This window comes from Nonomuraea turcica (assembly GCF_030718205.1).
Classification (GTDB): domain Bacteria; phylum Actinomycetota; class Actinomycetes; order Streptosporangiales; family Streptosporangiaceae; genus Nonomuraea.
On sequence record NZ_JAUZQF010000015.1, the window covers coordinates 98,730 to 111,318 of the forward strand.

Below are 12,589 nucleotides of genomic sequence, written 5' to 3' on the forward strand. Positions count from 1 at the left end.
CACGGATGTTGGGCATTGTCTTGACAGCCGTAATGTACCTGCCTACATTCAGGGCGACATCCGGCCCAGGAGGTCCTGATGCGCAGGCTTCTACCGTCTCTGGTGTGTCTCGTGCTGGCCGTGGCCGCGTGCGGCGGTAGTCCCGGCGGGTCAGGTGGTGACGGCCCCATCAAGGTCGGCCTCATCGTCTCCCTGACCGGCAACTACACGCCGCTCGGCAGCGAGGACAAGAAGGCCGTGGAGTTGGCGGTCGAGCAGGTCAACGCGCAGGGCGGCTTACTGGGCCGCACCGTCGAGCTGGTCACCCGGGACGACAAGACCGCTCCCGACCAGGGCATCGTGGCCTACAACCAGATCAAGGGCGAGATCGACGCGCTGATCGGCCCGGTGTTCTCCAACTCGGCGCTCGCGGTGGAGCCGCTCGCGCAGCGGGACAAGATGCCGTATCTGTCGCTGGCGCCCGCGCAGGAGCAGGTCGAGCCGATCAAGTCGTACATCTTCGTCACGCCTGCCCTGTCCAGCATGTACGCCGAGCGCTACCTGCAGTACATCCAGGCCCAGGGCATCAAGACGATCGCGGTGGCCTGGGACTCCAAGAGCGCGTACTCCGTCTCCGGCCACAAGTCCATGGTGGCGCTCGCGCCGAAGTACAACGTGACGATCGCCGTGGACGAGCCGTACGAGACCGCGAACTCCGACTTCAGCGCGGTGTTCCAGCACGTGCGCGACTCCGCCGCCGAGGCGCTGGTGTTCTGGGGCTCGGGCGCGCCCGGCGTGACGGCCGCCAAGCAGTACGTCGCCTCGGGGCTCAAGACGCCGCTGTTCTTGACCGCGTCCCAGGCCAGCAAGTTGTGGCTGGAGCCGATGGGCCGCGACGCCGAGGGCATGACCGTGCAGAGCGCCATCGGCGTCGTCGGGGACCATCTGCCGGCCGGCAAGCAGAAGCAGATCATCGACCAGATGGCCAAGCCGTACCAGCAGAAGCACGGCTACCCGCCGCCGCAGTTCGCGCAGGACGGCTACAGCGCGAGTCTGCTCCTGTTCGAGGCGATCAGGAAGGCCGGCAGCACCGACAAGACCAAGATCCAGCAGGCGCTGGAGAGCATGGACCTGATCACGCCGAACGGCCGCTTCCGCTACTCCCCCACCGACCATTCCGGGCTCTCCCCCGAATTCATCTCGGTCAACACGGTGAAGAACGGCCAGTTCGTGCCGACCGACTGGGCCAAAGAGCAGCTCACCAAGACCGTCAACGCGGCGGGGTAGCGCGTGCTGGCGGTCACCGGGGTATCCCGCTCCTTCGGGGGCGTCTACGCCGTCCGCGACGTCTCCCTGAGCGTCGCGGACGGCGAGGTCTGCGGCATCATCGGGCCGAACGGGGCCGGCAAGTCCACGTTGTTCAACCTGATCACCGGACATCTGGCGGCCGACCGGGGCGAGATCTCCTTCCTCGGGCACCGGGTGGACCGGCTCGCGCCGCATCGGCGGGCCAGGCTCGGCATGTCGATCGTCTTCCAGGCGGCCCGCGTGTTCCGCGGCATGACCGTCAGGGAGAACGTCATGGTGGGGATGCACGGGCGTACCGGCGCGGGGTTCGTGTCGGCGGCGCTGCGGCTGCCCCGGCACCGGCGCGACGAGCGCCAGATCGCGGCCCAGGCATCCTCCGCTCTCGAAAGAGTGGGGCTCGCCGACTGGGCGGACCGGCCCGCCGACCGGCTCCCCATCGGGCAGCAGCGCGCGTTGCAGCTGGCCCGCGCCCTGTGCGCGCGGCCACGGCTGCTGCTCCTCGACGAGCCCGCCTCCGGGCTGCGCGGCCAGGAACGCGAGCGGCTCGCGGCGCTGGTGGAGGAGCTGCGCGCGGGCGGACTGACGATCCTGCTCATCGAGCACGACGTCGCCTTCGTGACCCGGCTCGCCGACCGGCTCGTGGTGCTCGACCTCGGCCAGGTCATCGCCGACGGCCCGCCCGCCGAGGTGCGGGCCGACCCGCTGGTGCTCGCCGCCTACCTCGGACAGGCATCATGACCGCCGCGCCCAGCCTCGGGCAGGCGTCATGATCGACGTCAGGGACCTGGTCGTCTCGTATGGCACCGCGACCGCACTGGAGCACGTCACGCTGAACGTCGGCAAGGGCGAGATGGTCGCGTTGCTCGGCCCGAACGGCGCCGGTAAGTCGACGCTGGCCAACACCCTCGCGGGCCTGCTGAAACCCGCTTCCGGGACGGTGGAGATCGGCGGAAGGCTGGCGTTGATCCCGGAGGGCCGCCAGCTATTTCCGGATTTGTCGGTCGCGGACAATCTGGCGCTGGGCGGCTGGCGCTCCGGCGAGCGCGACCCGTCCTCCGTCTACGACCTGCTGCCCCAGCTGGCTTCGCTGGCGAGGCGGCAGGCGGGTGTGCTGTCGGGCGGCGAGCAGCAGATGGTCGCGTTCGGCCGGGCCATGATGTCGCGCCCGTCGGTGCTCGTGGTGGACGAGCTGTCCCTGGGGCTCGCCCCCAATGTCACCGCCGACCTGGCCGGACACCTGGCGGAGCTGAACCGGTCGCAGGGCCTGACGGTGCTGCTCATCGAGCAGAACGCGCGGCTGGCCTTCGACCTGTGCCGGCGGGCTTACGTGCTGGAGTCAGGTCGGGTGGTGGCCGAGGGAGACTCCGCCGACCTGGCAGGCGATCCGAAGGTGGCCGGCGCCTATCTGGGGGGTGCGATCACATGAGCGCGTTCCTCACGTACCTGCTCAATGGGCTGGCGGTCGGGTGCGCGATCGCGCTCATCGCCAGCGGCCTGGTCGTCATCCACCGGGTCACCGGCGTGGTGAACTTCGCCCAGGGCACCTTCGCCGTGATGGCCGGGCTGTGCACGTCGTCGCTGCTCGGGCTGGGCTTCCCGCACGGGCTGAGCGAGGTGACGGCCATCCTGGTCGCGGCGGTGGCGGGGCTGCTGACCGGGCTGGCCGCCATCGGCAAGCCCGGTGTGACCCCGTTGTCGTCGCTGATCGTCACGCTCGGCGTCGGCGTGCTCGCCTACGCGGTCGACATCGTGTTGTGGGGCGACCAGCCGCGCTCGGCGCCCGGACTGGCCGGCTCGGTGACGGTGGCAGGGGCGCGGATCCAGACGCAGCACCTGCTGGTGATCGCGGTGACGGCCCTGACGTTCGTCGCGCTCGCGCTCTTCTTCGGACGCACCTACCTGGGCAAGGCACTGACCGCGTGCGCGTCGAACCCCTATGCCGCCCGCGTCGTCGGCATCGACACCCGCCGCATGGGGCTGGTGGCGTTCGCACTGGGCGGGCTGCTCGGCGGCCTCGCCGGGGTGCTGGTGACGCCGTTGCGGCCGATCTCGTTCGACACCGACGTCACGCTCATCGTCAACGGCTTCGCCGCGGCCGTCTTCGGCGCCCTCACCCGGCCGGTGATCACCCTGCTCGGGGCACTGCTGCTGGGCGTGGCCGAGACCATGGCCGCCGGCTACGGCTACGGGTCGCACCAACTGGAGATCGCGCTGGGTCTCATGATCATCGTCATGATCGTCCAGGCCGGCCGCCGCACGGCCATCTCCCAGGAGTCCACATGATCAGGCTCGTGGCCGGCGGGCTGGTGGCCGTCGTGACGCTGGCGTTGCCCGCGCTGCTGGACGACAGCGCGCTGGCCGTGTACATCCTGCTCGGCCTGGCCGCCATGGTCACGGTCGGGGTGTCGCTGCTCATGGGGTACGCCGGGCAGGTGTCGCTGGGCCAGGGCGCCTTCTACGGCGTCGGCGCCTACACCGCCGCCCTCCTCACCCTGAGCGGCGTGCCACCGCTGGCCGGGCTGATCGCCGCCCCCGTGGCGGCGGCCCTGTTCGCCCTCGTGATCGGCATGCCGCTGCTGCGGTTGCGCGGCCACCACCTGGCGTTCGCGACCCTGGCCATGCAGCTCATCCTGCTCTCGCTCGCCGGGCAGCTGGAGTTCACCGGCGGGGACATCGGTCTGCAGGCCATCCCGCAGTTCTCGCTCGGCGGGTTCGAGGCGGGCAGTGCGGCCGCGTACGCGTACCTGACCTGGGGAGGGCTGGCGCTGGTGATGCTGGTGACGTACAACGTCATCACCTCGCGGCCGGGCCGCGCCCTGCGGGCGCTGGCCACGAGCGAGACCGCCGCCGCGTCGTCCGGCATCCCGGTCGGGCGCTACAAGCTGGTGGTCTTCGCCCTGTCGGCGGCGTTCGCCGGCCTCGCCGGCGGCATCTACTGCTTCTACACGGGCTACGTGGCGCCGGGCTCGTTCCCCGTGCTGATCTCGATCCAGTACATCGTCATGGCCGTGGTCGGCGGGCTGGGCACCATCTGGGGAGCCGTGGCCGGGGCTGGGGCGATCACGCTGCTCGTGCAAGGACTCGACGGCCTGGCCAGTCTGCCCGGGATGCCGTCGTACGCGCCGAGCGTGTTGTCGTACGCGGTGTACGCGCTCGTGCTGATCGTGGTCGTGCTGTTCCTGCCCCACGGCCTGGTACCGGCCATCACCGGCCGACTATCACGCAGCCGGGAAGAACCTCCCGTGGAAACCCGCTGATGACTACTCCGCGTGAGACCGTTCGATCATCGCGGCGAGCAGCGCCGCGGTGGCCGCGCAGCCCAGGCCGATCCCCCAGCCGAGCGGGCCGACGGGGCGGCAGCCGAAGACCTGGCTGAGACCGGGCGTCGAGACGATCAGCACCAGCGTGGCCAGGGACAACAGCGCGGCCAGCACCACCACCCGATCCCGCCCGCCCAGTGCGAGGGTCTGCAGCAGCTGGGCCGCCACCAGGCCGATGAGCCCGACCGTGTCGGCCCGGCCCCGCGTCCCGCTCATCCGCGCCAGCAGCCACGCCGCCCCCGCCGCGACGCCCGTGGCCACCGCCCGCAGGTAGATGTCCCTGGTCAGAGCGGCGCCGAGGGAGACCTCGGGTCCCTCGGCGAGCAGCCGCTCGGGGCTGGCGGCGCTGGGCGGCCGGATGGCCACCGCCATGGCGGGCAGCATGTCGGTGAGCAGGTTGACCAGCAGGAGCTGGCGGGCGTTCAACGCGGTGCGGCCGGTGAGCAGGCTCGATCCGAGCGTGAAAGCGATCTCCCCGACATTGCCGCCGAGCAGGATGCCCAGCGCGTCGCGGACGGAGGCCCACATGCCCCGTCCCTCGACGATCGCCTCGATGATCGTCTCGATGCGGTCGTCGAGCATGACGATGTCGGCGGCGGCCTTGGTGGCGGGAGCGGCGTGCGAGCCCAGGGACACGCCCACGTCGGCGAGCCGGATCGCGGGCACGTCGTTGGCGCCGTCGCCGGTGACGGCCACCACCCTGCCCGCCGCGCGCAACCTGGTGACGATCCGCGCCTTGTGCTCGGGCGTGACCCGGGCGAAGACCGCCACATCCGGCAGCGCCTTGGCCAGGACCTCGTCGTCCAGCTCCTCCAGCTCGGGGCCGGTCATCACGCGCCGGCCGTCCAGCGCGCCGATCTCCGCCGCGATGGCCTCCGCCGTACTGGGATGATCCCCGGTGATCATGACGACCTGTACACCGGCGCGGACGAGCCGCTCCACACTGCGTTTGGCCGTCGGACGCACCGGATCGGCCAGCCCGAGGAACCCGAGGAAGCACAGGCTCTCGATGCGGGACTCGTCGAGATCGGCACGGCTGGAGGCGGGCCGCTCCGCCACGGCGAGCACCCGGTAGCCGCGCAGGGCGAGCCGGTCCACCTCCTGCTCCAACCGCCGCCTGATCGCGAGGTCCAGCGGCACGACCTGCCCGTTCACCACGACGTTCGTGGACTGGCCGAGCACCACTTCTGGCGCGCCCTTGACGCTCAGCAGCTGCCCCGCCTCGCCGCGGCCGAGGACGGCGTGGTAGCCCCGGACCGGCTCGAAGGGCAGCTCGGCCACGCGGTGCCAGGCGCGCAGCCCCTCCTGAGGGGTGATGCCCAGCCTCTCGGCGCCATCCACGATCGCGCGGTCCGTGGGGTGCGGGATGGCCCGCCCGCCTCCGAAGCGCGGCCCCGCGCGCAGCGCCGCGCCCACGATCGCCCGCAGCTCGGGCGCGGCCTCCTCCACCTCCTGCTCGATCTGGCCGTCCGACACCAGGCGCAGGCTGATGTGGCCCTCGGTGAGCGTGCCCGTCTTGTCGAAGCAGAGCACGTCCACCCGGCCCAGCGCCTCGATCGTGGACGGGTTGCGGACCAGCGTGTTGCGGGTCGACAGCCGCTTGGCCGAGGCCAGCTCGGCCACGGTGGCGACGAACGGCAGCCCTTCGGGAACCGCCGCGACCGCCATGCTCACCGCCGGGGCGAGGGCTTGAGTCAGCGGCGAGCCGCGCAGCAGCTCGACGAGCATGAGGACCACGCCGGAGCCGACCGCGGCCGGGAGTATCCGCCGGCTCAGCGCGCGCAGCCGCAGCTCCACGCCGCTCGGCGGCGGCTCCTGCCGGACCAGCCTGGCGGTCCTGCCTGCTTCGGTCGCCTCGCCGGTGGCCACGATCACGGCGAGCCCGTGCCCGGCCGCGACGGTCGTGCCCTCGTACACCATCGAGGCGCGGTCCGCGACGGCGGGCGCCGCGACGGGCGCCGCGGTCTTGGGCACGAGTTGCGACTCGCCGGTGAGCGGCGACTCGTCGACCTCGAGCCCGGCCGCCTGGATCAGCCTCCCGTCGGCCGGCACGGCATCGCCCGCCCTGAGCTCGATCACGTCGCCCGGCACCAGGTCGTCGGCATATGCGGCCACCTCGCCTGCGGCGCGGCGCAGCCGGACCCGGACGGCGGTGGTCTCCGTCAGGCGCCGCAGCGCCCGCCCCACGCCCCGCCGCTGGGCGCCGCCGAGCAGGGCGTCCACCACGATCACGCCGGCGATCAGCACAGCGTCGAGCACCGAGCCGAACGCGGCCGACACGCCCGCTCCCGTGGCCAGCACCGGAGTCAGCGGGTTGGCGAGCTCTCTCGCGGTCTCGCCGGCCAGGGACTCCGGGCCGATCTTCACAGGGCGGATCGAGACGGTCCTGCGGCGCTCCGCCTCGGCCTCGCTCAGGCCGTCCGGCGAGGCCCCGAGCCGGGCGAGGACGTCACGGACGGCCATGGCGTGCCAGGGCGTATGGTCGGCCTGGACCGGCGGCTCCGCCCGCCCCACGCGCCGGCCCGCCCACTCCCCGGTCGCGAGGGCGGCCAGCACGGTCAGGTTGTGGACGAGCTGGGCGCGTCGAATCGCGGTCGCGGCCGGACCGAGCAACGTCACTGCTGTACCGGCGATCGACCCGGCGGCCGCCGTCCACACGCCGCGCACACTTGCCCTCCTGGCCGCCGGCAGGCATTGGAGCAGCAGGTGCACGCCGTCGAGCCCGCCCATGACGTCGGCGTCCCACGGAACCCGCCGTACCCTGTCGAGCACGCCGACGCCCAGGTCAGCCTGCCGCAAGGCGCGCCGCCCGCGCCGCGCCACCACGGCCACGCCGTGCCCCTCGGCCTGCAACGCCCGCACCGACGCGGCCAGCCGCGACCCGCCGGGCACGACCTCCTCCACCCGCAGCCGTCCGGCCAGTCCCGGATCGGCATCGGCCAGCACCACCCGGCACGTCTGCTGGGGCGCCGCGACCACGGCCTCGGCAAGGGGATGCAGCTCGCGGGCCAGGCCGACCACGGCGATCGGCACACCGTCCCTGGCCACCCCGACCGGCCGGAGCCCCTGCTCAATCCACCGCTCGGGCACGTCCTCCACCGGCGCGGGCGCCGCGCTCCACCCGTCGCGCCGCCGCCGGGCCGCGGGGTCGGCGAGGTCGAGCAGCGCGTAGAGCCGGGCATGCAGGTCGTCGAGGTCCACATCGGGGGCGAGCGGCATGACGCTGTCGATCGTCCACGCTCCCGTGGTGAGCACGGCGGCGTCCAGCACGACGGTGTCGATCCGGTCCATGCGGCGCAGGGCGTCGCGGTCGAGCACGATCGTGCCACGTCCGGCCAGACAGCGCGCCACGGCGCTGACGAAGGCCTCCCTGCCGAGGCCGGCCGCCTTGGGGATGCCCGAGACCAGCATGGACACACCCCGCTGGTAGCTGTGGCTGACGATCGTGGTCAGGCCGTGGGCGGCCACCGTCGCGGGCCCCGCCGCGTCGGCGTAGCGCTCCACGGGGCCGCGCGGCAGCGGGGCCGGGCGCGTCGCGGCGGCGGCCCTGGTGTGCCGGTACGCGCCCTCCTCGGCGGCGAACTCCTCCTCACGCCGCTCCCAGGCCTGGCGACCGGCGCGCGCGTCGACGTACCGGCCGGCTGCGGCGACGGAGTCGATCAGCAGCGACAGCGGTCGCACGGCCAGCGTGGCGGAAACGACCCGGCCCGTCGCCAGCATCGTGTCCACGACCGGCTTGCCGACGCGCTCCTCCAGCGCGCCGCGGACCCACGGGGTGTGCTCGATCAGCGCGAGGACGCTCGGCACCGCCACGGGGAGCCGCGGTGCGCGGGTCAGCGCGCCGGCCATGGCGATCCCGGCGCCGGCGAGGTGCAGGCAGAGGCCGACCGCGGCGCGGGCCTGCTGCTCCACGCCGTCGAGCACACGACCGTCCCCCAGCGGCTCGCCGCCCTCGTCGAGCTCCTCCACGACGGCCACGAACTTGTCCACGTCGGCCGTCTCATCGCAGGCCACGAACACGCAGCCGAGCGCCCCGTTCACCTCGGCGCGCGGCGCTCCCGCCGAGCGCAGCCGCTCTTCGAGAGCGCGGGCCGGCCGCTCGGTGCGTGGCCCGCCGATGTTCCGCAGTTCGATCCGGACCCCGCCCGCACAGGGTCGGACCCGGCGAGCGCGTGGCAGGACGCTTCGCATGGGTTCGGGGAGCATGTTCAGGAACGTGTCAACGGAGAGCAGACCGGACAACGCCGTGTGACCTCCCGTCCGCGCTACTCGTTCTTGCGTCTCGTCGTCGTGGTCACGATGATCGTGCCGGCGCCGATGAAAGCTATTCAGGTTCCTTATCCATCGCCTGCCCCCTTATTCCGGGCGGTAGAGATTTGACCGTCTTTGCGGGCCGTAATCCCCGGCCGCACCACGGCGACCGGGCACCTCAGGTGGTGCAGCACGGCATGGCTGACCGAGCCGAGCACCGCCGAGGCGAAGCCACCCAGCCCACGCGAGCCCACGACGACCAGGTCGGCTGTGCCGCCCGCCTCGATCAGGAAGTTGACCGGATGGCCGACCACCGTCTCATCGGTGATCGCGACATCCGGATTCCCGTCGCGCCAGCGGGCCACCCGCTCCTGCGCCGTCTCGGTCTCCTGCTCGTAGGCGTCCTCCAGAAAGCTGCCGTACGCGGCGGCGTACGTCGAGACCACCGGGGCCTGCCAGGCATAGATGACGTGCAACGGAACCTCGCGAGCACGCGCCTGCTCGACGGCGTAGCGCATCGCGGCCTCGGAATGCTCCGAGCCGTCGTATCCGACGACAACCCGTCCGTGCACCACCACCGAAGTCTCGCGTACGACCACCACCGGACCGGCGGCGTGCCCGGCGACGCCCATGCTGACCGAGCCGACCATCATGCCGGCGAACCCGCCGAGCCCCCGGCTGCCGATCACCACGCTGTCGGCCGAGCCGGACTCGCCGATCAGCGTGTCGACCACGTTGCCGGACAGCAACTGCGTGGTCACCTCCACGCCGCGGGTCAGGGCGCGAGCCCGGTCGGCCGCCGCGGCCAGCGTTCCCGCACAGTATCGTGTCGTGTCCACGCGGTAGGGCCATTGCTCGCACACGTGCAAGATCCGCATGCTCAGCTCTCTGCGCTGGGCATCGGCCGCCGCCCACTCCACAGCCGCTGTCGCCGGTGCGGACCCGTCCACGCCGATCACGATGTGTCTGGCCATCACGCACCTCCCCCGTTCTCCCTCCAGCCTCGCACGACCCGGCCTGCGGAGCGCCCGCGCACGCGCTCCTATCAGCGAATGGCCGGGGCTAGCCAAGGGGGTAGGGTCGGCCCTCGACGCCCCACTCGCCGAACGGCGGCCGCTCGCCGCGGTCGATCGCCCGGATGGAGGGGCGGCCGATATGGGCGAAGACCAGCCGCCCCACCTGGAGATCGCGCGCCTGCCGCGCGACCTGGAGCACGCTCGCGTGCCCGCCCACACCGCCGGCGAAGCGGATCGGCCTGTCCCACCCCGCGGCGTCGGCGAACATCAGGTCAACGCCGGCCGCCCAGGCGGGAAAGCCCAGAACTCCGGCGCCCAGACGGCCTGCGCCCGATCCGTGCTGATCAGGTAGCCGTAGGTGGGGTGGGAGGTGTGGCTGACCGGCAGCGGCACGATCTCCACCCCCGCAGCCTCGTAGACCGCCACCCCGGCGGTCATCCGGAGTCCCCGCGCCGCGTGGCGGATCTGGGGCATCAGCTCGGCGCGTTCATCGCAGACCAGCCAGCCGTCGAGCCGCTCCCCGCCCGCCGCGTCGCCGCCCCCATCGAGCAGGACCCGGTTGTCCTGCCAGCTGGCCAGGAGCCCGGCGGGGCGATAGCGCGGGGAGTTCATCGCCCCCACCCCCACCAGGCGGAGCCGCACGGCCGTCATCCGACTGTCCAGGTGACGTCCCCGCATGCCTCCAGCATGTCCTCCCCCTGGGATCAGTATGCCCACGAGCAGTCCGCCGCCCGACCGTTGATCAGCGGGCCAGGCGGCGGCTGATGACCAGGCTTGCGGGCGTCTCGTATTACTTGTCGCTGATTCCCGAGGAGCCGGCAGGCGTCCTTGTGGTGTCACTCCCCTGCGCCCGGCCGGACAACTGGTCAGGAGAGCGAACGATCGTCGTCCGTCCCATCCTCGTCAACGGATGCATCCGGCGGGCCGTCGAACAAGGGTGGAACCCGGCGCAACCGGGCACGGCCTTCACCCTCACCATCACCGAGGACGACCTGGCCGTGCTCCTGGGCGAACCGCCTCAGTACCTGATCCCCTTCCTCCGGGGCATGATCCCGGAAGGTGGCGGCATCGAAGACCTCCCTCGCTGCACTCAGATCTGGAGTCGAGACAAGCCGAGTACCAACCAGGGAGACTAGGCGGCCGCGGTCGATGATGACCGCGAGCCGCGGCGGCGCAGACACGGCCTAGGGCGTGTCCCATGGATCATCTGTCCTGTGCTGACATAATTTGTCCGGTGCGTTTGTGGACGGTCCAGTATCGAACGGTTCTCGAGTCGCTGGAGGATAGCGGTGAATTAGTTGGGGACTGGGCCAGGGTGCTGAGCCATTCATACCGTCCTGCTTACGAGGAAATGGTGGCGGAGATGGCTCGGCGCGGCATCGACTGCGCGGGCCGACCGCCGTTGTGGGCATGGCTTGGGCCGGATACCCACGATGACCGGGTGGCGTTGACAGCGGAACTGCTCCTTAATCCTGATGGTCCGGAGGAGTACGGCCGCTATGTCGTCCTGGACCTGGATGTGCCCGACGAGTTCGTAGTACTCAGCTCGTATGGGCGATGGAACGACTTCCTGGAAGCGATCTTCATGAGCGAGAGTTCGCCGAGAATGGACTGGTCGATCGACCAGGACGAGCTCGATGAACCGGCCGATGGGCGCGTCCAGGCATGCCTTCCGCGCGTGGCAGGCCCGTGGGTGCTGAGCGCCCGCCCATTGGAGCCGTCGTCGTTGGATGAGCCCGAGGAAACGCCTCTCGCCGTTGAAGCTGGTGAATAGGCGATGCCCCGTCGTCATGCGACTGGGTCGCGGAGCCAGATCCCGATCGAGGCGACATCGATGGTTCCCTGGTAGATCCGCGCGCGTTTGTCGGTGCGTAGGGCCACCGCGCGGTAGCCCCTCAGCTTGTTGACGCATAGCTCGGCGGTGTTGCGCTCCTTGTACAGCTCGGCGTCGAAGCCGGGCGGTCGCCCGCCCCTGCGGCCTTTCTTGAGACGGTTGGCGCGCTGATCCCTCTTGATCGGAATGACCGCCTTGATGCCGCGCCGCCGCAGGTAGGCGCGGTTGCCCCGCGAGGAGTACGCCTTATCGGCCAACACCCGCCCAGGACGCTTCCGCGGACGGCCCAGACCGCGACGCACGATCCGGACCCGTTCCAGGACCCGCCGGAAGTACGGGCTGTCGGCGTGCTGGCCAGGACTGATGAGCGTGGCGATCGGACGGCAACGCCGGTCGGCGACCAGATGAATCTTGGTGCTCAGTCCGCCCCGCGAGCGGCCCAGCGCCTCCCGCCCCTTGACCGGTTCGTGATCTACGGCATCCCCTTTACCGGAAAGTCGGCCGGCGGCGCCTGGCGAGCCCCGGCGGCGTGCTGGTGCGCGCGCACCACGGTGGAATCCACACTCACCGTCCAGTCCGCCCCCTCGGCCGCATCACAGCCGGCCCGTAACCCGTCCAGGATCTTCTCCCAGGTGCCATCCATCGACCAGCGACGATGCCGGTTATAGACGGTCTTCCAGTTCCCGTAGCAGGACGGCAGATCACGCCAGGCGATGTTGGTCCGCGTCCGGAAGAACACCCCATTGATCACAGTCCGATGATCGGCCCATCGACCACCCTGCCGAGGGTTGACCGGCAACAGCGGCGCCAGCCGTTCCCACTCCTCATCCGTCAGATCATGCCGACTCAGACGCTCCTCATCCACACGGATGATCTACACC

12 protein-coding genes are annotated in these 12,589 nt (G+C 71.4%); 7 read left to right on the forward strand and 5 right to left on the reverse strand.

Annotated elements, in window-relative coordinates:
* Nucleotides 1–78: 78 nt before the first annotated feature.
* Genes Q9G87_RS34535 through Q9G87_RS34555 form a run of 5 tightly spaced genes read left to right on the forward strand, consistent with a single transcriptional unit; the run spans nt 79 to nt 4,544 of the window.
* A complete protein-coding gene (locus Q9G87_RS34535; protein WP_305920751.1) occupies nt 79–1,266 on the forward strand; it encodes an ABC transporter substrate-binding protein in 1,188 nt (395 codons plus the stop codon).
* Nucleotides 1,267–1,269: 3 nt separating this feature from the next.
* On the forward strand, nt 1,270–2,025 hold the full coding sequence (locus tag Q9G87_RS34540; protein WP_305920752.1) for an ABC transporter ATP-binding protein: 756 nt from the start codon (nt 1,270–1,272) through the stop codon (nt 2,023–2,025).
* A gap of 28 nt (nt 2,026–2,053) precedes the next feature.
* Nucleotides 2,054–2,713, forward strand: a complete 660-nt coding sequence (locus tag Q9G87_RS34545) for an ABC transporter ATP-binding protein (protein WP_305920753.1) — start codon at nt 2,054–2,056, stop codon at nt 2,711–2,713.
* Nucleotides 2,710–3,570, forward strand: a complete 861-nt coding sequence (locus Q9G87_RS34550) for a branched-chain amino acid ABC transporter permease (RefSeq protein WP_305920754.1) — start codon at nt 2,710–2,712, stop codon at nt 3,568–3,570. The genes Q9G87_RS34545 and Q9G87_RS34550 overlap by 4 nt, the downstream gene beginning before the upstream one ends.
* Entirely contained in the window at nt 3,567–4,544 is a 978-nt protein-coding gene (locus Q9G87_RS34555) for a branched-chain amino acid ABC transporter permease (RefSeq protein ID WP_305920755.1), read from the forward strand. The genes Q9G87_RS34550 and Q9G87_RS34555 overlap by 4 nt, the downstream gene beginning before the upstream one ends.
* 3 nt (nt 4,545–4,547) lie before the next feature.
* Here the strand turns inward: Q9G87_RS34555 and Q9G87_RS34560 are convergent, their stop codons facing one another.
* The 4 genes from Q9G87_RS34560 to Q9G87_RS34575 all read right to left on the reverse strand — a co-directional run bounded on the left by Q9G87_RS34560 (nt 4,548) and on the right by Q9G87_RS34575 (nt 10,552).
* Nucleotides 4,548–8,813 (reverse strand): cation-translocating P-type ATPase, encoded by a 4,266-nt coding sequence (locus Q9G87_RS34560; protein WP_305920756.1) that lies wholly within the window; start codon nt 8,811–8,813, stop codon nt 4,548–4,550.
* 131 nt (nt 8,814–8,944) lie between these two features.
* A complete protein-coding gene (locus Q9G87_RS34565; protein WP_305920757.1) occupies nt 8,945–9,832 on the reverse strand; it encodes a universal stress protein in 888 nt (295 codons plus the stop codon).
* Nucleotides 9,833–9,920: 88 nt separating this feature from the next.
* On the reverse strand, nt 9,921–10,142 hold the full coding sequence (locus Q9G87_RS34570; RefSeq protein WP_305920758.1) for a hypothetical protein: 222 nt from the start codon (nt 10,140–10,142) through the stop codon (nt 9,921–9,923).
* Nucleotides 10,142–10,552 (reverse strand): hypothetical protein, encoded by a 411-nt coding sequence (locus Q9G87_RS34575; protein ID WP_305920759.1) that lies wholly within the window; start codon nt 10,550–10,552, stop codon nt 10,142–10,144. Before Q9G87_RS34575 ends, Q9G87_RS34570 begins: the two co-directional genes overlap by 1 nt.
* 86 nt (nt 10,553–10,638) lie before the next feature.
* Here Q9G87_RS34575 and Q9G87_RS34580 point away from each other — a divergent pair, with 86 nt between their 5' ends.
* On the forward strand, nt 10,639–11,010 hold the full coding sequence (locus tag Q9G87_RS34580; RefSeq protein WP_305920760.1) for a hypothetical protein: 372 nt from the start codon (nt 10,639–10,641) through the stop codon (nt 11,008–11,010).
* A gap of 98 nt (nt 11,011–11,108) precedes the next feature.
* Nucleotides 11,109–11,648: a DUF3841 domain-containing protein gene (locus Q9G87_RS34585; protein WP_305920761.1), complete on the forward strand. Its 540-nt coding sequence runs from the start codon at nt 11,109–11,111 to the stop codon at nt 11,646–11,648.
* A 14-nt stretch (nt 11,649–11,662) separates the two neighbouring features.
* On the opposite strand, the gene Q9G87_RS34590 is transcribed toward Q9G87_RS34585, so the two are convergent.
* Nucleotides 11,663–12,558, reverse strand: a protein-coding gene (locus Q9G87_RS34590) for an IS5 family transposase (protein WP_371825870.1) whose coding sequence is annotated in 2 segments (ribosomal slippage) — nt 11,663–12,208 and nt 12,211–12,558 — 894 coding nt in all. Because the reading frame shifts where the segments join, the coding sequence is not laid out codon by codon here.
* Nucleotides 12,559–12,589: the final 31 nt, after the last annotated feature.